The organism is Lysinibacillus sp. RC79, from assembly GCF_041262405.1.
GTDB lineage: Bacteria > Bacillota > Bacilli > Bacillales_A > Planococcaceae > Lysinibacillus.
In genome coordinates, this window is record NZ_JBGCCD010000008.1 from 47,614 (window position 1) to 69,065 (window position 21,452).

22 protein-coding genes and 1 other annotated feature are annotated in these 21,452 nt (G+C 39.2%); of the genes, 2 read left to right on the forward strand and 20 right to left on the reverse strand.

What is annotated here, in order from left to right:
• Positions 1-113: 113 nt before the first annotated feature.
• The 12 genes from rplK to ispF all read right to left on the reverse strand — a co-directional run bounded on the left by rplK (position 114) and on the right by ispF (position 9,309).
• The gene (gene rplK / locus ABH968_RS10015; RefSeq protein ID WP_004233593.1) at positions 114-539 is read right to left on the reverse strand and encodes a 50S ribosomal protein L11; all 426 of its coding nucleotides are present in this window, start codon (positions 537-539) and stop codon (positions 114-116) included.
• 226 nt (positions 540-765) lie between these two features.
• Positions 766-1,299, reverse strand: coding sequence for a transcription termination/antitermination protein NusG (nusG, locus tag ABH968_RS10020; RefSeq protein WP_049662801.1), 534 nt, complete (start codon positions 1,297-1,299; stop codon positions 766-768).
• A gap of 599 nt (positions 1,300-1,898) precedes the next feature.
• Positions 1,899-2,084: a preprotein translocase subunit SecE gene (gene secE / locus ABH968_RS10025; protein WP_053596042.1), complete on the reverse strand. Its 186-nt coding sequence runs from the start codon at positions 2,082-2,084 to the stop codon at positions 1,899-1,901.
• A 48-nt stretch (positions 2,085-2,132) separates the two neighbouring features.
• On the reverse strand, positions 2,133-2,348 hold the full coding sequence (rpmG, locus tag ABH968_RS10030; protein WP_370044011.1) for a 50S ribosomal protein L33: 216 nt from the start codon (positions 2,346-2,348) through the stop codon (positions 2,133-2,135).
• A 7-nt stretch (positions 2,349-2,355) separates the two neighbouring features.
• Complete coding sequence (sigH, locus tag ABH968_RS10035; protein ID WP_370043893.1) at positions 2,356-3,003, reverse strand: RNA polymerase sporulation sigma factor SigH; 648 nt, start codon at positions 3,001-3,003, stop codon at positions 2,356-2,358.
• Between the two features lie 68 nt (positions 3,004-3,071).
• On the reverse strand, positions 3,072-3,584 hold the full coding sequence (locus ABH968_RS10040; protein WP_370044012.1) for an NYN domain-containing protein: 513 nt from the start codon (positions 3,582-3,584) through the stop codon (positions 3,072-3,074).
• Positions 3,585-3,586: 2 nt separating this feature from the next.
• Positions 3,587-4,339, reverse strand: a complete 753-nt coding sequence (gene rlmB, locus ABH968_RS10045) for a 23S rRNA (guanosine(2251)-2'-O)-methyltransferase RlmB (RefSeq protein WP_053482828.1) — start codon at positions 4,337-4,339, stop codon at positions 3,587-3,589.
• Complete coding sequence (locus ABH968_RS10050; protein ID WP_483308122.1) at positions 4,339-4,758, reverse strand: Mini-ribonuclease 3; 420 nt, start codon at positions 4,756-4,758, stop codon at positions 4,339-4,341. The genes rlmB and ABH968_RS10050 overlap by 1 nt, the downstream gene beginning before the upstream one ends.
• 5 nt (positions 4,759-4,763) lie before the next feature.
• Positions 4,764-6,164 carry a cysteine--tRNA ligase gene (gene cysS, locus ABH968_RS10055; RefSeq protein ID WP_370043895.1) on the reverse strand — a complete coding sequence of 467 codons (1,401 nt, stop codon included), beginning with the start codon at positions 6,162-6,164 and terminating at the stop codon, positions 4,764-4,766.
• A complete protein-coding gene (gene epsC / locus ABH968_RS10060) occupies positions 6,161-6,811 on the reverse strand; it encodes a serine O-acetyltransferase EpsC (RefSeq protein ID WP_370043896.1) in 651 nt (216 codons plus the stop codon). The genes cysS and epsC overlap by 4 nt, the downstream gene beginning before the upstream one ends.
• Before the next feature lie 200 nt (positions 6,812-7,011).
• Positions 7,012-7,230, reverse strand: a binding site (T-box leader).
• A 50-nt stretch (positions 7,231-7,280) separates the two neighbouring features.
• The gene (gltX, locus tag ABH968_RS10065; protein ID WP_370043897.1) at positions 7,281-8,741 is read right to left on the reverse strand and encodes a glutamate--tRNA ligase; all 1,461 of its coding nucleotides are present in this window, start codon (positions 8,739-8,741) and stop codon (positions 7,281-7,283) included.
• 91 nt (positions 8,742-8,832) lie between these two features.
• On the reverse strand, positions 8,833-9,309 hold the full coding sequence (ispF, locus tag ABH968_RS10070) for a 2-C-methyl-D-erythritol 2,4-cyclodiphosphate synthase (protein WP_370044013.1): 477 nt from the start codon (positions 9,307-9,309) through the stop codon (positions 8,833-8,835).
• A gap of 275 nt (positions 9,310-9,584) precedes the next feature.
• Here ispF and ABH968_RS10075 point away from each other — a divergent pair, with 275 nt between their 5' ends.
• Entirely contained in the window at positions 9,585-11,243 is a 1,659-nt protein-coding gene (locus tag ABH968_RS10075; RefSeq protein ID WP_370043898.1) for an SWIM zinc finger family protein, read from the forward strand.
• A 219-nt stretch (positions 11,244-11,462) separates the two neighbouring features.
• On the opposite strand, the gene ispD is transcribed toward ABH968_RS10075, so the two are convergent.
• The 8 genes from ispD to ABH968_RS10115 form a co-directional block, all read right to left on the reverse strand.
• On the reverse strand, positions 11,463-12,158 hold the full coding sequence (ispD, locus tag ABH968_RS10080) for a 2-C-methyl-D-erythritol 4-phosphate cytidylyltransferase (protein WP_370044014.1): 696 nt from the start codon (positions 12,156-12,158) through the stop codon (positions 11,463-11,465).
• 12 nt (positions 12,159-12,170) lie between these two features.
• Positions 12,171-13,256: a PIN/TRAM domain-containing protein gene (locus ABH968_RS10085; RefSeq protein ID WP_370043899.1), complete on the reverse strand. Its 1,086-nt coding sequence runs from the start codon at positions 13,254-13,256 to the stop codon at positions 12,171-12,173.
• Between the two features lie 685 nt (positions 13,257-13,941).
• Positions 13,942-15,318, reverse strand: coding sequence for a DNA repair protein RadA (gene radA, locus ABH968_RS10090; RefSeq protein ID WP_370043900.1), 1,377 nt, complete (start codon positions 15,316-15,318; stop codon positions 13,942-13,944).
• Positions 15,319-15,489: 171 nt separating this feature from the next.
• The gene (locus ABH968_RS10095) at positions 15,490-17,934 is read right to left on the reverse strand and encodes an ATP-dependent Clp protease ATP-binding subunit (protein WP_370043901.1); all 2,445 of its coding nucleotides are present in this window, start codon (positions 17,932-17,934) and stop codon (positions 15,490-15,492) included.
• Positions 17,924-19,033 (reverse strand): protein-arginine kinase McsB, encoded by a 1,110-nt coding sequence (mcsB, locus tag ABH968_RS10100; protein ID WP_370043902.1) that lies wholly within the window; start codon positions 19,031-19,033, stop codon positions 17,924-17,926. The genes ABH968_RS10095 and mcsB overlap by 11 nt, the downstream gene beginning before the upstream one ends.
• Positions 19,030-19,578, reverse strand: coding sequence for a UvrB/UvrC motif-containing protein (locus ABH968_RS10105; RefSeq protein WP_370043903.1), 549 nt, complete (start codon positions 19,576-19,578; stop codon positions 19,030-19,032). The genes mcsB and ABH968_RS10105 overlap by 4 nt, the downstream gene beginning before the upstream one ends.
• Positions 19,579-19,592: 14 nt before the next feature.
• Entirely contained in the window at positions 19,593-20,063 is a 471-nt protein-coding gene (locus tag ABH968_RS10110) for a CtsR family transcriptional regulator (RefSeq protein ID WP_370043904.1), read from the reverse strand.
• 269 nt (positions 20,064-20,332) lie between these two features.
• On the reverse strand, positions 20,333-20,638 hold the full coding sequence (locus ABH968_RS10115; RefSeq protein ID WP_370043905.1) for a magnetosome magnetite crystal formation protein family: 306 nt from the start codon (positions 20,636-20,638) through the stop codon (positions 20,333-20,335).
• 120 nt (positions 20,639-20,758) lie between these two features.
• On the opposite strand from ABH968_RS10115, the gene ABH968_RS10120 reads away from it, so the two are divergent.
• Positions 20,759-21,442 carry a class I SAM-dependent methyltransferase gene (locus tag ABH968_RS10120; protein ID WP_370043906.1) on the forward strand — a complete coding sequence of 228 codons (684 nt, stop codon included), beginning with the start codon at positions 20,759-20,761 and terminating at the stop codon, positions 21,440-21,442.
• Positions 21,443-21,452 lie beyond the last annotated feature (10 nt).

A 21,452-nucleotide genomic window follows, 5' to 3' on the forward strand; every position in this document is an offset into this window, starting at 1 on the left:
ATTCCTCCTTGATTGTGGTTATAGCGGATTTTACCTCCCACGAATAAAGGTTGCGCGTTCACAAAGAAACTCCGCAACCTTCCAAAAAACAAATACATCATCAAGTAATGGGATTAGTCTTCGATAACAATACCCATGCTTCGTGCAGTACCTTCAACCATTAACATAGCAGCTTCTACTGAAGCAGCGTTAAGGTCTGGCATTTTAGTTTCAGCGATTTCGCGAACTTTATCACGTTTAACCGTTGCCACTTTTTTACGATTTGGTTCACCAGATCCAGATTGGATACCAGCTGCTACTTTAAGTAGTACTGCTGCAGGCGGAGTTTTTGTAATGAAAGTGAATGAACGATCTTCGAATACTGAAATTTCAACTGGAATAATAAGACCAGCTTGGTCTGCAGTACGTGCATTGAATTCTTTACAGAATCCCATGATGTTCACACCCGCTTGACCTAATGCAGGACCAACCGGTGGTGCTGGGTTTGCTTTACCAGCAGGGATTTGAAGTTTAACAACTTTAATAACTTTTTTAGCCACGAGACACACCTCCTTAAGTCCGTGATGTGGTAATTGGGTTGCCCCTCCCACTCAATATCTGTCTGTCAGCTAAGTGCCGATAACATTAAAATTATCAATACAGACGTCAAACCAAAGTATGACAATCTGACCTAGAAATGATACCACTTTTAATTTTTTTAAGCAAGTAGTAATTAATAAAATCTGCGACATACATCTTATACATATGTCACTTTAGTTACTAGAACTACATTTTTTGTATTTGCTCAAAATCTAGTTCCATAATTGTTTCGCGACCAAACATATCGACAGAAACTTTCACTTTTCCTTTTTCAGTATCAATTTCTTCAACACGTCCTTGGAAGTGAGCAAAAGGCCCTTCTAATACTTCTACTGCTTCTCCAACAGAAATATCAATCTCGACAATTTTATCAGTCATTCCCATTTGCTGAAGTAGACGATCCGCTTCTTCAGGTAACAAAGGTGTTGGCTTTGCACCACCACCAGATGAACCGATAAAGCCAGTTACACCTGGCGTATTACGTACAACATACCACGAATCATCTGTCATAATTAGCTCTACTAAAACATAACCAGGGAAAACTTTACGCATCATAGTACGCTTTTTCCCATCCTTCATTTCTGTTTCTTCATGTTCAGGCACAATAACACGGAAAATCTTATCCTGCATACCCATTGTTTCTACACGTTTCTCTAGGTTTGCTTTTACACGGTTCTCATATCCTGAATACGTATGAACAACATACCAATTTTTCTCCATAACTACTAGGACTTCTCGTCCGTCCCTCCCTTACAAATAAAAGTGAAAATGAATCGCGATATGCTAAATGCATCCTTTACTCTTTTCACAAACTGCTCATTAGAAAAACATAGCTTTCGCTAATAGCTAGCGAAAGCCCGATGATATATACCTAATCTAGCATAGTCATCTATTGCTACCCTCATACTATCCTAGTAGCATACTTATCATATTGAGAATATTTTACTGCTGTTTACTTCTTCAATTTCGCCTTGGCGTAATTGTGTCCAGATTTTGAATTGTGCCTGCACAATTCATTCCTTTAAAAATCCGTGACATCCGCCGGAGGCTTTAGGCCAACACGAAGTTGGTCACTCAGTCGTTGCCACAGGACGTGGCGTTCTTAGACTGAGTTCCTCTATTTCAGCGGGTGTTTGGACACCCTGAAAAGTAGATTAAATCTGCATTCATCTTACCACCTATTGAGGTGGGAGTCTCCTGTAGCTGACGCTTTGCTTTCGCTACAAGAAACATTTGCTGAATGAAGATAAAACAAACGAAAAAACCCGTTTATTGTAATGACGGGCTATTTCAGAAGTATTAACATGCTATTTACTAAATTATAACTCTAAGTACCAGCGGAATAATGATGAAATACCTAAGTCAACTAACACAAAAAATAAAGCCATAATTACAACAGTTGAAATTACAACGACTGTATATTTCGTCAGTTCTTTACTTTTTGGCCAGCTTGTTTTGCGCATTTCCGACATTACATTGCTGAAAAAGCCCTTAATCTTGCCCATTCTAGCCTAACCTCCGAATCAATCATATCTGTCTATTTACATATTATTTTATAGCGTTTGTTTATGCACTGTATGTTCATTGCAATGCGAGCAAAATTTCTTTAATTCGAGGCGTACGGTTGAATCTTCCTTAGCTGGAAACGTATAATTTCTCGATCCGCATTTTTCGCAATTTAGAACGACTTTTTTTGCCATATAATCACCTTTTCGGCACTTTGTCTTTTCAAGACTAACACCTATATTTGTCAATGTCAATAAAGGCATACAACCGCTAAGACATTTCTTCAAGAACTAAATGTCGCTCTAATTTACGCTTTACTCGTTGCAAAGCATTGTCAATAGACTTCACATGACGATTTAATTTCGCGGAAATTTCATGATAAGACTGTCCATCTAAGTAAAGGGCTAACACTTGTAGCTCCAATTCACTTAAAATCTCACCCATCTTTTCTTCTAAGTAGTCAAATTCTTCTCTATGAATCATTAATTCTTCCGGATCATCCATAATAGCGCCGGTTAACACATCCATTAATGTACGATCTGACTCCTCATCAAAAATAGGCTTGTCCAAAGAAACGTAAGAATTTAGTGGTATATGCTTTTGTCTTGTAGCTGTTTTAATAGCCGTAATAATCTGTCTTGTAATACATAGTTCAGCAAAAGCTCGAAAAGAAGCAAGCTTATCTCCTTTAAAATCGCGAATGGCTTTATATAAACCAATCATGCCCTCCTGGACAATGTCTTCCTTATCTGCACCAATTAAAAAATAAGATCTAGCCTTTGCTCTCACTAACAAACGGTATTTCGTAATTAAATAATCCAACGCATCTGTATTACCTTGATGCACCATTTCAATAAGTTCTTCATCATTGAATCGTTCAAAATCTTGTGTCACTTGTACAATACTATTTTTAAACATGGTATCACCTCAGCCACAACAGATAATTAGGAACAGTATAACGGAATTGGAAAATATGCGTCAATCAATCATTTCAAACCACGCCGCCATTTTTCGAAGGCCAAAGCAACATCGGGCTTTAGCTCTATGCGAGAAGGCGGCTTGCTATCCTGTTTTCGTTTCACATCATGAGAAATTTTATGCTGGATAATACCCATATCAATTTCTAGCTCTCTTGCCGATTTTCGCAGAGCACCATTACCAAAAATAACATTTTGCTCTGCCATATCAGAGGTTGCTACGTGAATCTGTACATTTCTAGCTTTTAGTTCGTGTGTCATTTTTTCAATACGTTCATCTGCTGTTTCGTTTTTCCGTGTATAAATGACTTCGACATCATTTTCTAAATAAGTTTGCTCCACACCCGATACAAGATGTGCGTCAAAAACTATAATTATGCGCCACCCGATAGCTGCCTTATACTCAGCCATAAGCTCAATTAATCTTCTACGGGCATCTTCAAAATTCGTATCTCGTAATGGCCGTAGCTCTTTCCAAGCTCCTATCATATTATAGCCATCAACAAGCAAAATGTTGTTCATTGTCAATCATTCGCTTCTTGACGTTTACGATACACTTCGTACATTAAAAGTGCAGCAGCTACTGATGCATTTAGTGATGTGACATGCCCAACCATCGGTAAATGATATAAAAAGTCACATTTCTCTTTTAATAAGCGGCCCATTCCTTTACCTTCACTACCAATAATAATCGCAAGTGGCAATGTTGCATCCATTTTACGATAGTCTGCAGAACCTTTGGCGTCTGTACCTGCAATCCATACCCCTCGTTCTTTTAGCTCATCTACCGTCTGCGCTAGGTTATTTACACGCACAACAGGTACATGCTCAATCGCGCCAGTTGATGCCTTTGCCACTACAGCTGTCAAACTCACAGAACGGCGCTTCGGAATAATAATACCATGCGCACCTATCGCATCAGCAGTTCGCATAATAGAGCCCAGATTATGCGGGTCCTCTAGCTCATCTAAAATTAAAAAGAATGGATCTTCTTGTTTTTTTGCCGCTGCAGCAAATAAATCCTCTAGCTCTGCATATCTATATGCTGCAACAGAGGCAACTATTCCTTGGTGATTGGCATCTGATAATTGATCCACCTTTTTTTTCGGGACAAATTGAACGATGACTCCACGTTCTCGTGCTAAATCTAGAAGTTCATTCACCCCTGATTTTTTCACACCTTCTGCAATCCATACTTTATTCATATCGCGGCCTGAACGAAGTGCTTCTAACACTGGGTTTTTACCGGCAATAATTTCACCATTTTGCTCTGCCATTAATTCGACACTCCTTTCGATTCCTCGATTATTTGAATAGCGTATGCAATGATTGCATAAACGCGTTCTAATTCATTTAATAAATATAAACTACCAAGCACAGCCTCAAAGCCTGAGCTATTACGGTATGTTTGAACATCTGTATTTTTTGGCACAGAACCGGATTTGGCATTGCGTCCACGACGGAACACAGCCAATTCCTCCTCTGTTAAAAAGCCTTCATCCATCATTCGATGTACAATTATAGATTGAGCTTTCGCTGATACGTAACGTGTCGCTTCTCTATGAAGCGTGTTAGGTTTGACACGGCCAGCACGTAGCAAATGCTCTCGTATCTTTTGTTCTAAAACTGCGTCTCCCATATAGGCTAACGCTAATGCATTTAATTGCTTAACATCTTCGTTGCGGAGTTTATCCAAGTTACTTACCCTCGTTTCCATCTAGTTCCTTGTCGCGTATCTTCTAAAATGATACCTTGCGCTTGCAAATGGTCACGAATTTCATCCGAACGAGCAAAATCACGATTTTTACGTGCTTCTACACGTTCCTGTAAAAGTGCTTCAATTTCTTCGTCTAATAGCTCTTCTTCTTTTGCAAATTCAATACCTAAGACGTCACCTAACACCTCAAAAGTTTCAGTAAAACTTAATAGTACTTTTTCATCAGTATTCGTTTCGTTTAGATAAATATTTGCGATACGTGCTAATTCAAACAATACAGAAATGGCATTGGCTGTATTAAAGTCATCATCCATTGCTTCTTCAAAATAAGCTTTTTGTTCAGCAATTTTTTCAAGCCATTCTTCTGAGTGATCGCCTAAGCTCACAGTTGCTGTTAAACGGTGTTTCGCATTGTTGTAGGCAGTACGAATTCGTTCTAACCCATTTGCGGCTGCATCTACTAAATCCTTCGCAAAGTTAATCGGATGACGATAATGCACAGAAAGCATAAAGAAGCGTAAAACTTGTGGGTCAATTTGTTTACGAATATCATTAACGAGTATAAAATTACCAAGGGATTTGGACATTTTTTCATTATCAATATTAATATACCCATTGTGCATCCAATAACGCGCAAATGTTTTATCATTATGAGCTTCAGATTGTGCAATTTCATTTTCATGATGCGGGAATGTTAAATCTTGCCCACCAGCATGAATATCAATAGTATCTCCTAAATGCTCACGTGCCATTACAGAGCATTCAATATGCCAACCTGGACGTCCTTTGCCCCAAGGACTTTCCCAGTAAATTTCACCTGGCTTCACAGCTTTCCAAAGAGCGAAATCTAACGCATCATCTTTTTTCTCGCCTGCTTCTATACGAGCACCAATTTTTAAATCATCCACCGATTGGTGAGATAATTTACCGTAACCATTAAATTTACGAGTTCGATAATACACATCACCAGCTGACTCATAAGCATAGCCTTTATCGATTAAAACTTGAATGAATTGAATGATATCATCCATATGCTCTGTGACGCGTGGATGTACATCTGCTTTCTTGCAGCCTAGCGCTGTAACATCTTCAAAGTACGCGGCAATAAAGCGCTCCGTTAATTCATGAACTTCTTCTCCAAGTTCATTAGCAGCCTTAATAATTTTGTCGTCAACATCTGTGAAATTTGAAACAAATTTCACATCGTAGCCTTTGTATTGGAAATAACGACGCACTGTATCGTAGACAATTACAGGACGTGAATTCCCAATATGAATGTAGTTATAAACTGTCGGGCCACAAACGTATATTTTTACTTTGCCTTCTTCCAGCGGTACGAAAGTTTCCTTTTGTCGTGTTAATGAGTTGAAAATTTGAATACTCATTGTGTTTCTCTCTCCTTTTGTAAGCGTTCGATTTCCTGATTCAATGCTGCAATCTGCTTCTCGAAAGCTTGACAACGTTCTTCTACAGGGTCAGGTATATTTTGGTGGTCTAGTTTTTTCTCTAGACGAACTCCATCCTTAATCACTATTTTACCAGGAATACCGACAACTGTAGCATTTGGTGGCACTTCTTTTAAAACAACTGAGCCTGCACCAATTTTACTATTTTCACCAATAGTAATAGAACCTAAAACTTTTGCACCTGTTGCAACTAGTACATTATCCTCTAATGTCGGATGGCGTTTTCCCTTTTCTTTTCCTGTACCACCTAAAGTTACACCTTGATACAACGTTACATTATCACCAATCTCACATGTTTCACCAATTACAACGCCCATCCCATGGTCAATAAAGAAGCGTCGACCAATTTTCGCTCCCGGATGAATTTCAATTCCAGTAAAGAAGCGACTAATTTGTGAAATGGTACGGGCTATAAAATAAAAACGCTTTTTAAAGAACCAATGAGCAACTCGATGTGACCAAGTAGCGTGCAGACCTGAGTATGTTAGTATAACTTCGAGTACACTACGCGCTGCAGGATCATTCTCAAAAATTGTTTCTACATCTTCCTTCATTCTTTTAAACACAAAAAGCTCCCCCTTTTCATTTTGATCTGCTTTGATCCTTTGAAAATTCCATACAAATCAACTGCATCCCTGGCCTTTGAAATACTATAGCTGACGTTGATTTCACCGCAGAGTAGTCGAGCAGAATTCGGCGCATCCATCGCTTCAAGTCACATGTCCGGAAAATAAAAAAGCGCCCCTATCATCCCTAAAAAAGGAATGACAGAGACGCTAAATATGCGCGGTTCCACTCTGATTGAAGGCGAAAGCCTCCCACTCTGGACGTTCTGTAACGGGAACGAATCGATAAAGCCTACTTTTTGTTCAGCTTTATGCTCAAAGGTGCATTTCAGTTTTGCCTAGGCTCAGACCACTTTCAGCCGGTGATGGTCCTCTCTTTAGAGCATGCGTCACTTACTTCTCCTTATCAACGCTTTCTCAATTTAAATACATTTTACAACGAACTAATAAATTGTCAATCATTTTCTACTTATTGTGCGAATTTTTCTACACGATCAATTGTTTTCTGTTTGCCAATTAAGCAAATCGCGTTAGGAAGTTCTGGACCATGCGTTTCACCCGTCGTTACAACACGAATTGGCATAAATAGATTTTTACCTTTGTGACCTGTTTCTTTTTGAACAGCTTTAATAGCCGCTTTGACAGTATCAGGCGTAAATTCCTCTAAACCTTCAAGCTGTGCTTTAAATGCAGCCATTACCTCAGGTACTTGCTCACCAGCTAAAACTGCTTTTGCTTCTTCATCATATTCAATATGATCGTTAAAGAATAGGCGAGATAGTTCTACAATTTCAGAACCAAAGCTCATTTGATCATGATAAAGTGCGATTAAATCTGTAGCCCATGCACGTTCTTCTTCTGTTAACTCTTCTGGTAATAAACCAGCTTTTTGTAAGTGTGGTAAAGATAATACCACTACTTCTTCTAAAGATAGTTTTTTAATGTATTGGTTATTCATCCAAGTAAGCTTTTGTTTATCGAACATAGATGGTGATTTTGAAAGACGTTTTTCGTCAAAGAGTTTAATAAATTCTTCTTTTGAGAAAATCTCTTCTTCCCCTTCAGGAGACCAGCCAAGTAATGCGAAGAAGTTGAACATCGCTTCAGGTAGGTAGCCTAAATCTTTATATTGTGTGACGAATTGAATAATTGATTCATCACGTTTTGATAATTTTTTACGGTTTTCATTAATGATTAATGTCATATGACCAAAGCGTGGATATTCCCAGCCGAATGCATCAAAAATCATCATTTGTTTTGGTGTATTCGATAAATGCTCTTCGCCACGGAATACATGTGAAATTTCCATAAAGTGATCATCTAGCACTACCGCATAGTTATACGTTGGGATACCGTTTGCTTTAACAAGTACCCAGTCACCAATATCTTTTGACTCAAATGTTACTTGTCCACGTACTAAATCTTCAAATTCATATGTTACATTTTCAGGTACGCGCATACGAATTGTATATTGTTCACCAGCAGCTTCTTTAGCCGCAACTTCCTCCGCTGATAAATGACGACAAGTACCATCATAAGTTGGAGCTGCAACACCTCGTGCTTTTTGTTCTTCACGAGACGCTTCTAATTTTTCAGAAGAACAGAAGCATTTGTAAGCTAGACCTTGCTCTAATAGCTTTTCAGCGTGCTCTTTATAAATATCAAGACGCTCCATTTGGCGATAAGGTGCATATGGTCCACCAATATCGATCGACTCATCATACTCAATACCTAACCATTTTAAGTTATCTAGCTGAGATGCTTCTCCGCCCTCTACATTACGCTCAATATCTGTATCCTCAATACGTACGATGAATTTACCGTTATGATGTTTTGCATATAAATAGTTAAATAACGCTGTACGCGCTCCACCGATATGTAAGAAACCAGTAGGGGATGGCGCGTAACGAACACGAACTTCTTTCGCCATAATTAAAAGCCTCCTAAATTTTCGTTCAAAAAATTGACTTTGTTCATTTTACCACTCTGTTACAGGAAATAAAAGCGCTGAGAGCCTGCTTTTACTTCTTAATCAATAGGATTGTCGCCATAGCCGCAATCCCTTCCTCGCGACCTGTAAAACCTAAACGTTCAGTTGTTGTCGCTTTAACATTCACTTGAGAAGGCTCTGCATGAAGTAATTCAGCAATACGATTTTGCATTTGTTCAATATATGGTGCCATTTTCGGACGTTGTGCCATAATCGTACAATCCACATTGCCTAGAACATAACCCTTGTCCTCAACAATCTTCCAAATATGCTCTAATAATTTCGCTGAATCAGCATCTTTGAACGCAGGATCTGTGTCTGGGAAATGACGACCGATATCTCCCTCGCCAATAGCCCCTAACGCTGCATCTGTTACAGTATGTAATAAAACATCTGCATCCGAATGCCCTACTAACCCTTTTTCATGAGGAATTGTTATACCACCAATAATTAATGGACGCCCTTCTTCAAATGCATGCACGTCAAATCCTTGTCCCACTCGAAACATATGATTTTGAGACTGTCTAATAAGATAAATAAAATCCACCACCTGAAGCCCATTTACTTCAAAAAATATGCAGACTTTAAAAGCGTCTATTCAGCTCATACGGCAGTCTCATTCACCTTCTTTCACTTTTATATTTACTCTATATTATACCCTCACATTTTAACATATTTCCTAGGAAATGAGTGTCTCGACAAAGTTATATACTATCGGGCTCTCATTTCCCTCGTATTTTTTGTTATGCTTGCATTAATCTAATACGATAAGGCGGGAATAAAATGAACATCAATACTTTTGAAAAGCAGTTTAAAAAAGTAATTGTACAGCGTGGGCACGATTATTATGTAAAAAATCATGTCATTGATATTATGCAAATTGACAATAGCAATTGGCAGGCAGAGGTTGAAGGAACTGAACCGTATACTGTAGATGTCGTCATCACATCAAATGGCGATATTACATATGCGAATTGTGACTGCCCTTACGATGATGATTGCAAGCATATTGCCGCTGTGCTATACGCGATTAACGAACAGCTTAACAATCCTCCTGTATCAGTATCTAGATTATCTAAAGCAAAAAAATCAACATTACAGCAATTGCTAACAACACAAACAAAAGAAGATTTAATAAGCCTAATTCTAACAGTTGGGAAGAACTCCCCTAATTTTTTGCAAGAATTAGAAATGCGACTAATGGAGCCAACAGATATAGGAAAGGCCGCTAAAAAAATAATTGTCCAGCATCTAAAAGCTGGGCAAGAGGGGCGTAGCGGTTTTATCCCACGTCATCAGGCATCGAAAGCGCTAAAAGGTGTCTACTCAACACTTCAACACGCTAAGGAGCATATTGACGAAGAGAATTATATTACAGCTATTGAGCTTAGTTTTCTGTGCCTTCAATACACATTAGAGGCACTACAATATGGTGATGATTCCGATGGTCATTTCGGTGATGCCATAAATGAAAGTCTTGAATTAATTAGTCAAGCGATTGAAGAAGGAGCTAGTCTTTGGTCAAAAGAGCAGTATGGAACAGTATATGAACTTGTTATTCAAAAAGCAATGCAACACGAGTTAGATGGCTGGGTAGACTGTCGTATTCATTTGCTCCATGCCTGTGTTCCTCTTTGTGTGGATGATGCGATTGAGGAGCAATTTAAAACCCTTATTCATTCGACGGAAAGTACATCAGATGATTGGAATGCACAATATATTAATAAAGAGTTAAAGCAGATTGAGCTTCACTTATTACAGAATAAATACAGTAGTAAGGAAGTAGAGGCATTTTTGGAAAAGCATATTGAGGACTACCATATGCGTGAACAACTTATTCAATCTACCATTAACCACGGTGAATATGAAAAAACATTACAATTAACAGCAGATGGGATCCAGCAAGATCAACAACTCCCAGGAATTGTGAGCATGTGGCAACGCTATGCTTTTATAGCTCATCAGCATTTAGGGCATACAGAAGAAATGCGTGAATTAGCTTTAAAGCTATTACAACAAGGCGATTATGATTTTTACAAGGAATTCAAAGCTCTTCACTCTACTGAACAATGGCCGGAGGTTCTAGAAGAATTATTAAATAACCTTGCAAATTCGCGCTTATATGCAAGGCTTATTGTAGAGGAACAACAAACTAAACGTATTCTAGACTATTGCAAAGAATACCCAACACGAATAGAGGACTATTATCAATTCATTAAAGAGCAGTACTATGAAGAAGTTTGTGCACTCTTCATTGACGCCATCACTATCGATGCTCAATCTTCCACTAATCGAAAAAATTATAAAGATGTCTGTCGTTCTATCAATATTATGCGTAAGGCTGGCTATGCCATAGAAGCAGAACAGTTAATTGCTGATTTACTGCAAACTTACCCAAGACGGTCTGCTTTTATAGAGGAATTAAAGAGTATTATGAAATAGTGGATTTTCTCTGCAAAAAGAGTTGCTTAACAGCTTTACATTTTGAGGAATTGAGGCATTTAAGAACATTGCTGAAACAGCCCATAGTCAAGCAGAAGAAGAGAAAAAATCTGAAAGAAGTTAAAATAAAAATCCCGTAAGAAGTTATAGTGCTACTTCTTTACGGGATTTTGTCTAGCTGCTCTAACCGCTACCTTTTCATTTACCTATTGACTCACTTCAACTACTCGCATTCAAAGCACGTTTACGCAATATCGCTTCACCAAAAACTAAATCCTCTTGCGTCGTCATCTTTACATTCTCGTAGCTGCTTTCTACAATATGCACCTCATGACCGAGACGTTCAACAAGCATTGCTTCATCCGTGCCAAGGAAGCCTACCTTCTCAGCTACATCCTCTGCCTCTACAATCAAATCAAATTGAAATGCTTGTGGAGTTTGAATCATCCATAAACTTTCTCGATCAATAGTCTCTTCAATAACACCATTGCGTACTTTTTTCATCGTATCCTTCGCACGAACACCTGCAATCGCAGCGCCAAAGTCATGCGCACTTTGCACAAGACTCGCAATAATGTCATGCGTAATAAATGGACGCGCAGCATCATGCACAAGCACAATATCGACCTGCTTCATTTCTTTCATGCACGAATGGACGGAATGCTGTCGCTCTGCACCACCATCAGGTAAACCTTTAACTTTAGTAATTCCATACCTCTCTAGCATTTCTTGAATAAATACACGCTCTTCTGGCTTCACAGCAAGCCAAATACCAGTACACTGGCTATCCTGTTGAAATACCTCCAGTGTGTGTATGAGGATCGGTTTTTCTAAAAGATTTAAAAATAACTTATTTTGCCCTGCACCCATTCGCTTTCCGCTTCCCGCAGCAGGCAACACTACTTCATATTGCACATTTCCCACTTCCTAGTCATCCTTTGGTTTAGCAAAAATCATACGACCTGCTGATGTTTGAAGAACACTTGTTACGGTTACCGTAATTGCCTGTCCTATATAGCTACGTCCACCTTCAACAACGATCATTGTGCCATCATCTAAATAAGCAACCCCTTGATTATGCTCTTTGCCATCTTTAATGACCATCACTTGCATATCCTCACCTGGAATAACGACAGGCTTTACTGCATTTGCTAAATCATTGATATTTAGCACTTTAACGTGGTGAAGCTCACAAACTTTGTTAAGGTTAAAGTCGTTTGTAACAATTTGTGTATCGTTACCCCTTTTCTTTGCAAGACGTACTAGCTTTAAGTCAACCTCTTGCACATCCTCAAAGTCCTCTTCAGTAATCTCAACCTTCGTCGAACGCTCATCTTGTAATTTCTTTAAAATATCTAAACCACGACGACCTCTTGTACGCTTTAATGTATCTGAAGAATCAGCAATATGCTGGAGCTCAGTAAGGACAAATTGGGGTACAACTAGTGTTCCTTCTATAAAGCCGGTTTCAGAAATATCTGCAATACGACCATCAATAATAACACTAGTATCTAACAGTTTATAGTTTCCTCGTGCTTCTTGCGGCTCTCCACCTTCCGTTAATTTTTTCTTCGTATTGTTACCACGTAATGTAAATAGCTGGATTAATTCCTCTCGCTTTTTAAAGCCTACACGGAACCCTAAATAGCCAAGCACAAATGACAGTATAATTGGTATAACTTTTGTAATAATCGGTAAATCAATACTATCAATTGCAAAGCCTAAGAAATAAGCAACAATTAATCCGATAATAAGTCCAAGTGTGCCAAATAATAAATCCCCAATAGGTACTTTAAATAACACCTCTTCCATCCAGCTAATGAGCCTTACAAAATAATCTGAAAAGGCAAACGATAATGTAAACAGTAAAAGCGCTCCTAAAGCTACTGATACGTAAGGATTATCCAGCCAAGGATTAGATGATAAATGAAGCAATTCGTATAATGGCGGTAAGAAAACAAGGCCTAATGCTCCTCCAATCAGTAAAAAAGCAATTTGAACAAATTTTTTCATAAACTGTCACCACCCATTTTTAATATATAATTATACATAGTTTACTGTAGAAAATCTTTTATGAACCCATCAAAGTATCATTAATATCTCTTCTTTTGATCGATCATTTCGATTCTAATGACAGAGAAAACCAATTACTGAAATCCTTCACACAAAAATTAGCCAGCTCTTTGACATCCGCTCGGCATTAAACAAACTCTTTCACAGACATTATTTTAGACGCCATTTCCCCTCTTAGAGTTTCCTACCTCTTATCTATGAATTCCAAAAGCTAAATCTCTACTCTTGCAAATCAATTATGCCTCGGCATAATTGCGTCCGGAATCGGCTTTGTGCATTGGCCTGCACGAGGGCCGACACGATGTCGGTCATTTCGGTAATGCCACAGGACGTGGCGCTTTTACCGATGCAGGTCAGTTAGCCGTTATCGCATGGATGCGATGATTTTAGGCTAACATCCTTTATTAACTCCTTTCCGATTTCCGTGACATCCGCCGGAGGCTTTGGGCCAACATATGTTTTTTGTGCGAAAGCGTAGTGCTAACGCAGCGGCAGCAACATATGTTTATTGCCACAGGACGTGGCGTTCTTAGACTGAGTTCCTCTATTTCAGCGGATGTTTGTACACCCGCTGAAATAAATTAAAAGTGCATGTTAGAACATTGTCCAACATGCACAAGCTTCTTTATTGCTCTCTAAAGCAAGCATTCAATGCATCTTTTATCGTTTCTACACCAACTATCTCAATACCTTGTGGAAAATCCCATCCACCGATATTCGAGGCCGGTATGAAGACCCGTTTAAATCCGAGCTTTGCTGCCTCAATCACACGTTGTTCAATACGTGATACACGACGCACCTCGCCTGTCAAACCTACTTCCCCAACAAAGCAATCCGTTGCTCTGACAGCTTGATCCTTAAAACTTGAAACGATGCTTGTCAACACAGCCAAATCAATGGCAGGCTCATCAAGCTTCACGCCGCCAGCAACTTTAATATATGCATCCTGTGCCTGTAGCATGAGGCCCATTCGCTTTTCAAGGACTGCCATAAGCAGCTGCACACGATTTTGATCGACACCCGTTGCCATTCGTTTTGGATAATTAAAGCTTGTTGGTGTTACAAGCGACTGAATTTCAACTAGAATTGGCCGTGTACCTTCCATCGAGGCTACAATCGTTGACCCTGCCGCCCCCTGTGAACGCTCCTGTAAAAACAATTCAGACGGGTTTAACACTTCCTTTAAGCCCCCTTGAAGCATTTCAAAGATAGCAATTTCGTTCGTAGAGCCAAAGCGGTTTTTTTGGCTACGTAAAATACGGTGATTATGATGTCGTTCTCCTTCAAAATACAATACCGTATCAACCATATGCTCCAAAATACGTGGCCCTGCAATTTGTCCCTCTTTTGTTACATGTCCCACTAAAAAAATTGCAATTCCCTTTGTTTTTGCAATTCGCATAAGTTCTGCGGTACATTCACGTACTTGTGATACACTACCAGGTGCACTCGTTACCTCCGGATGAAAAACAGTTTGAATAGAATCGACAATAACGAACTTTGGCTGCACATCGTCAATAGTCTGATTTAAAAACTCTAAATTCGTCTCAGAATATATATATAGCTCCTGTGATACCACGCCTAAACGTTCTGCACGTAGCTTTGTTTGACGGATAGATTCCTCACCAGAAATATAGAGCACACGATGTCCCTTATTCGATAGCAACGCAGATACTTGTAATAATAACGTCGACTTCCCAATCCCAGGATCCCCCCCAATTAACACAAGAGAACCCGGCACGATGCCGCCACCTAACACTCGGTTAAGCTCACCCATTTCTGTTGCAACTCGTGATTCCTCAGCAACTTCAATCTGCATAATAGGGAGAGCCTTTTGGGTAACCGTAGCAGAATGTTGGAATGCCCCACGTGGCCCTTTTGCAACGACCTCCACCTCTTCAACCATCTTATTCCATTCTCCACATCCCGGACATCTTCCCATCCATTTTGCGGATTCATAGCCACAGCTTGAGCATACAAATTTTGTTTTTTTCTTTGCCAAATTGCATCCACCTCGAATATTTGTTCTTATATTTAATATTGTACATAAAAAAAGACAGCTTGGCACTTAAAGCCTTGCTGTCCTTTTCAAATGAAATGTTTACCCCGCATGAATGTGCAGTAATTTATCTGTACCGAAAGCGAAGGTTCACTTTATCGTATGATATGAAGATTATTTAGAAGTAGAAACTCCCTCTTTTTTCTTCACAACAAACTCATCATTCACATAATCAATGATAACTTGGTTGCCCTTCTCTACATTGCCTTTTAGCAGTTCTTCCGATAAACGGTCTTCTACTTGTTTTTGCAATGCACGACGTAGTGGACGAGCACCGTATTGAGGATCGTAGCCTTCCTCTGCAATTTTCTCAAGAGCCGAATCCGTTAACTCTAACGAAATGTCTTGCTCTTTTAGACGTTTTGTTAAAGCATTCGCCATCATCGCTACGATTTCTTTTAAATGTTCTTTTTCTAGTGAGTGGAAGACGATCATTTCGTCGATACGGTTTAAGAATTCTGGGCGGAATGCTTTTTTCAATTCCTCCAGCATTGTACCCTTCATATCTTTATACTTCGTATCAGTACTACCTACATTGAAACCAAGGTTTTTACGATATTTTAAAGCATCTGCACCAACGTTTGATGTCATAATAACAACCGTGTTGCGGAAATCTACCACTCGACCTTTAGAATCTGTTAAACGGCCATCTTCAAGTACTTGAAGTAAGATATTGAAAACATCTGGATGAGCCTTTTCAATTTCATCTAGTAATACTACTGAATACGGTTTACGACGAACTTTTTCTGTTAGTTGACCGCCATCATCAAAGCCTACATAGCCTGGAGGTGAACCAACTAAACGTGAAGTCGAATGTTTTTCCATGTACTCAGACATATCAACGCGAATCATTGCGTCCTCATCGCCAAACATAACCTCAGCTAATGCTCTAGCAAGCTCTGTTTTACCAACCCCTGTAGGGCCTAAGAAAATAAATGAACCAATTGGTCGTTTCGGATCTTTCAAGCCAGCTCTTGCACGACGAATTGCGCGAGAAATCGCCTCTACTGCTTCTCCTTGACCTACAACTCGTTTGTGTAACTCTTCTTCAAGCTGTAATAACTTAGAAGATTCTTCGGAAGCAATTTTCGATACTGGAATTCCAGTCCACATAGATACTACCGCTGCTACATCATCCACTGTAACTTTTGATTCGGCTTTACCTTGTTCTTCCTTCCAATTTTTTCTTGTAGTTTCAATTTCATCTTTTAGCTTTTGCTCTGTATCTCTTAATGACGCTGCCTTTTCAAATTCTTGACCTGAAACAGCTGCATTCTTTTCAGAGCGCACATTTTCAAGCTTATCTTCAAGTGCCTTTAAGTTTGGTGGCACTGCGAATGAGCGTAAGCGTACTTTAGAACCCGCCTCATCAATTAAGTCAATCGCCTTATCTGGTAAGAAACGATCAGAAATATATCGGTCACTCATTTTTGCTGCCGCTTCAATTGCTTCATCTGTAATTTTCACACGATGATGTGCTTCATAACGATCACGTAAGCCTTGAATAATTAGAATCGCTTCTTCTACAGTTGGCTCATCAACTTGAATTGGTTGGAAACGGCGCTCTAATGCCGCATCCTTCTCAATATATTTGCGATACTCATCTAGTGTCGTTGCACCAATACATTGAAGTTCGCCACGTGCTAATGATGGTTTTAAAATATTTGACGCATCAATGGCACCTTCTGCACCACCTGCACCGATCAATGTATGCAATTCATCGATAAATAAAATAACATTTCCTGCTTGGCGGATTTCATCCATTACTTTTTTCAAGCGATCCTCAAACTCACCACGATATTTTGTTCCAGCAACAACTGTCCCCATATCAAGTGTCATAACACGTTTATCACGAAGAATTTCTGGCACTTCATTATTAATAATTTGCTGCGCTAAGCCTTCAGCAATAGCTGTTTTACCAACACCTGGCTCCCCGATTAATACAGGGTTATTTTTTGTACGGCGAGATAGAACCTCGATAACACGTGTAATTTCCTTGCTTCGACCAATGACCGGATCTAAAGTGCCTTCACGAGCAATTTGCGTTAAATCACGCGCAAGGCTATCTAATGTTGGTGTATTGGCAGCCTGTGCAGCTTGTTGACCAGATTGAGCATTATCGTTATTGCCTAATAACAATAGCACTTGCTGACGAGCCTTATTCAATCCGACACCAGCATTATTTAATACACGGGCCGCTATACCTTCACCTTCACGAATAAGCGCTAATAGTAAATGCTCTGTGCCGATATAGGAATGACCTAATTTACGTGATTCATCGACTGATAGTTCTATTACTTTTTTAGCTCGAGGTGTGTAATGGACTATTGGACCAACATCCTCTTTACCTTTCCCTACAAGCTCTTCAATACCTTCTTCAATCATTTGAGGACTAATATCAATGGCTTCTAATGCTTTTGCAGCAATACCGCCACCTTCACGGATAAGTCCTAGTAGAATATGCTCTGTTCCGATTGATTCGTGTTTCCAACGAATGGCCTCTTCTTGTGCAAGCTGTAATACTTTTTGCGCGCGTTGTGTAAAACGATTAAACATCAAATGAATCCTCTCCTTTTCCCCGAATAATAGGCTTACTCATATTTTCTCGAGATAGTGCCTCACGAAGCATTTCAGCTCGTACGCGATCTCGCTCAGCAGGCGGCAAAACGTCCCCTGCGTAATTCTGTAAAAATCCAGGCTGCATACTGACTACACATTCGTTTAATTTGGTCGCTTTAATACCTTCAATTAACTGTAAATCTACCCCTAAACGAACATTGGATAGACAAGTAGCAGCTTCCTCACTCGTTAAAATTCGAGCATGTGTTAAAGTACCTAAAGCACGGTATACACGGTCTTCTAAGGCTAGTTCTGCTTTTTCCATTAACTTTCCTCTTGCATGCCGTTCTTTTTGAATTATTTTTTCAGCGACACTTTGGATGTCCGCTAAAATATCATCCTCTGTTTTACCTAGTGTAATCTGATTCGACACTTGGTAAACATTACCTGTATTTTCGCTACCCTCTCCATATATTCCTCTTACCGTCATTCCTAATCGCGTCATTGCATTCATAATTTGATTCATCTGACCCGTAAGTGTAAGGGCTGGCAGGTGCATCATGACGGATGCTCGCAAACCAGTACCAATATTCGTCGGGCAACTTGTTAAATAACCAAATGTATCTCGAAATGCATAAGGCAAAGCTTTCTCTAAGGCACGATCTATTTTATTGGCCTGCTCGTAAGCCTTTTGAAGTTGAAAACTCGCCGTCATACATTGAATGCGTAAATGATCTTCTTCGTTCACCATAATGCTAGTTGATTCGTCATCAGATAAGAGCATGGAACCATCTCGCTCTTTCTTTGCAAGCTGAGGACTAATTAAATGTTTTTCTACAAGTATTTGACGCTGTAAAGACGTTAAATCTTTAATAGCAAAATATGAATAATTTTCTCGAAGTTCTGTACTGTCCTTGATTGCATGTGTAACTGCCTGTTCCACCTGTAATGCTTCATCCTCTGTAAAGGCTAATGGAAAACGATAACTATCTAAATTTCGAGCAAGGCGGATGCGTGTACTAATGACAATATCTGAATAATCGTCCTCCACACTCATCCAAATTGGTGTAGCACGCTCTAAAAACGGTTCAATCATCACGACACATCACCACCTTCAAATTGTAGCTGCTTCTCAAGTTCCCTCACTTCATCACGAAGCTTAGCTGCCTCTTCAAATTGTTCTTCATCTACAGCAATCCTCATACGTTTACGAATATCTTCAATTTGCTTTTTGATGACATGAACATTATTTCGAGCACCGGGCATTTTCCCTATATGTTGAGGACCGGCCTGTATACGGTTAAACAGCTTCGGTAAGTGCTCGCTAAAGGTGTCATAGCAGCTAGGGCATCCAAATTTACCTTCTTTTAAAAACTGTTTATACGTAAATCCACATTGTGGACATGTTTGCGGTTGTGGTTGTGCTTGCTGTTTTTCACCCACTTTTTGTTGCTGCCATGTAGGTGAACCAAACCAATTGGATAATAGCTGTTGAATAGATATTGGCTCTTGCTTAAATTCAGCATGAAATGGATGGAACTGCGAGGCGCAGACGTCACAATAATGGTGCTCCACCTTTTGACCACTTTGAACTTGTGTTACGGTAACTGTCGCATTACGCTGCTTACAATGTTCGCATATCATTTCCATCACCTCTTTTATTTTTGCTGTTCATATTTAATCGTTGTTAGCATCGCTCGTAAAATTTTGGCTCGAATGTTATCCCGTAACGGGAGTTGCAAATCGATAGTTGAACGATCAACTGCTGCTAATATTATTTTCGCTTCTCGCTTTGAAATTACCTGCTCATCAATTAGTCGATACACTAAATCTTCTGCCATTGTTTGCGATGCCCCACCGTCTATTTGCCTGAGGACATCATCGATTAGATCAATTTGTGAATTCGCGCGGACACGTAAAATTCGAATGTATCCACCACCACCACGTTTGCTTTCAACAAGGTACCCTCGTTCGGCAGTAAATCTTGTATTAATTACATAATTTATTTGTGAGGGCACGCATTGAAACTTATCTGCAATTTCACTACGTTTTATTTCAATATGCCCTTCTCCACCTAATTCAAGTACTTGCTTTAAGTAGCCTTCTATGATGTCTGATATATTACGCATTTTAGGAATACACCTCGCTTACTCCACTGACTTTGACTATCTTTGACTTTCTTTGAGTATATTATACAAAACGCTTGAAAATAATTGCAATTAATCCGCACACAGAAAAGCTGAAAAGTAACTTAAACTCGCTTCATCTCACCACCTATAGAGGTGGGAGAATTCCGCTGAAAGAAGTTAAAGCGTTTGTCCTTAGATATAAGATACCCTTTTCAGCAATAGAAAAAACGCAAGCATATGCAACTAGCATATACTTGCGTCTATAAAAATTATACCCAGCGACCAACAATTGGATAACGCCAAGACTCATCAGATAAAGCCTTCACAATACCGATAATCGGCGCAATAAAATACATAATACCAAAAATAATTAAAAACGGTATACCAATGAGTAGGAAGCTTAAAATACCCGAAATTGTAAGTAATACCCCTAAGACAATTTGGAACAATAAGGCTTGCACAGCAATACTCTTTACCTCTTCTTCCGAACTAATTAAGAAAAATATAATGGGTACTAACCATGGCGCAAAAAATGCACTTGCGTGTATGATTACCTTAGACCATTTTGTTTCCATTTATATCAACCCTTCCATTTATTTTTTTATTTTATGTACCACTATTTACGGAACTACGCTTTAAATAGTTTCAAATATAAGTTGGATTTATAAATTTTTTTGAAAGGCATGTGATACTCGATGGAGTTTAATAACAAACTTGCAAACGAATACGAAAAAGGTATTCGTCGCACGCTACCTAGCTATGATGCAATGCTACGTTTAACACAAACCTTTTACCAATCTGCGTTACATGAGAACGCTGAATTTTTAGTAGTTGGCTCCGGAAGCGGTAATGAAATTTTACAGCTCGCTGAGGAAAGACCTCATTGGTCATTTGTTGGCATAGATCCGTCGGAAGCGATGCTACAAATAGCTGGTGAACGTTTAAAATCCATACCTAATAATATTTCTTTATATCAAGGAACTATACTAGATACTCAGCTACCTGCAGTGAGGTTTGATGCAGCAAGCTGTGTATTAGTGCTTCATTTTATACAAGATGATCAAGAGAAGCTTGCAACATTAAAAGAAATAGCGAATAATTTAAAGCCTGGTGCCCCATTTGTCCTTGTCTCAAAATACGGGCAACCCGGTTCCTTAGAAACTGAGCTACAATTTGATTTATGGCGTGCTTATTGGCTACACCATACAAAGCTATCACCATCAGACGTAGCAGAAATGGAGAAATCCATACGTTCTCTTTCATTTATGCGTGAAGAGGACATTTTATCACTATTACAGCAGGCAGGCTTTACAAAACCATCTAGGTTCTTTGCTACTACTTTGTTTGGCGGTTGGATATGTTTTAAAGAACATATCTAGTGAAGATATA

Coding starts and splice junctions, on each gene's coding strand:
- sigH (WP_370043893.1), bottom strand. CDS start 3,003: ATGTTTAAAAATAGTATTGTACAAGTGACACAAGATTTTGAACGATTC.
- gltX (WP_370043897.1), bottom strand. CDS start 8,741: ATGGCGAAAGAAGTTCGTGTTCGTTACGCGCCATCCCCTACTGGTTTC.
- nusG (WP_049662801.1), bottom strand. CDS start 1,299: ATGGAGAAAAATTGGTATGTTGTTCATACGTATTCAGGATATGAGAAC.
- cysS (WP_370043895.1), bottom strand. CDS start 6,164: ATGAGTATTCAAATTTTCAACTCATTAACACGACAAAAGGAAACTTTC.
- rlmB (WP_053482828.1), bottom strand. CDS start 4,339: ATGGCAGAGCAAAATGGTGAAATTATTGCCGGTAAAAACCCAGTGTTA.
- rpmG (WP_370044011.1), bottom strand. CDS start 2,348: ATGCCTTTATTGACATTGACAAATATAGGTGTTAGTCTTGAAAAGACA.
- ABH968_RS10075 (WP_370043898.1), top strand. CDS start 9,585: ATGAACATCAATACTTTTGAAAAGCAGTTTAAAAAAGTAATTGTACAG.
- secE (WP_053596042.1), bottom strand. CDS start 2,084: ATGGGCAAGATTAAGGGCTTTTTCAGCAATGTAATGTCGGAAATGCGC.
- ABH968_RS10085 (WP_370043899.1), bottom strand. CDS start 13,256: ATGAAAAAATTTGTTCAAATTGCTTTTTTACTGATTGGAGGAGCATTA.
- ABH968_RS10105 (WP_370043903.1), bottom strand. CDS start 19,578: ATGATATGCGAACATTGTAAGCAGCGTAATGCGACAGTTACCGTAACA.
- ispF (WP_370044013.1), bottom strand. CDS start 9,309: ATGTTTCGAGTGGGACAAGGATTTGACGTGCATGCATTTGAAGAAGGG.
- ABH968_RS10040 (WP_370044012.1), bottom strand. CDS start 3,584: ATGAACAACATTTTGCTTGTTGATGGCTATAATATGATAGGAGCTTGG.
- ABH968_RS10120 (WP_370043906.1), top strand. CDS start 20,759: ATGGAGTTTAATAACAAACTTGCAAACGAATACGAAAAAGGTATTCGT.
- ABH968_RS10110 (WP_370043904.1), bottom strand. CDS start 20,063: ATGCGTAATATATCAGACATCATAGAAGGCTACTTAAAGCAAGTACTT.
- ABH968_RS10115 (WP_370043905.1), bottom strand. CDS start 20,638: ATGGAAACAAAATGGTCTAAGGTAATCATACACGCAAGTGCATTTTTT.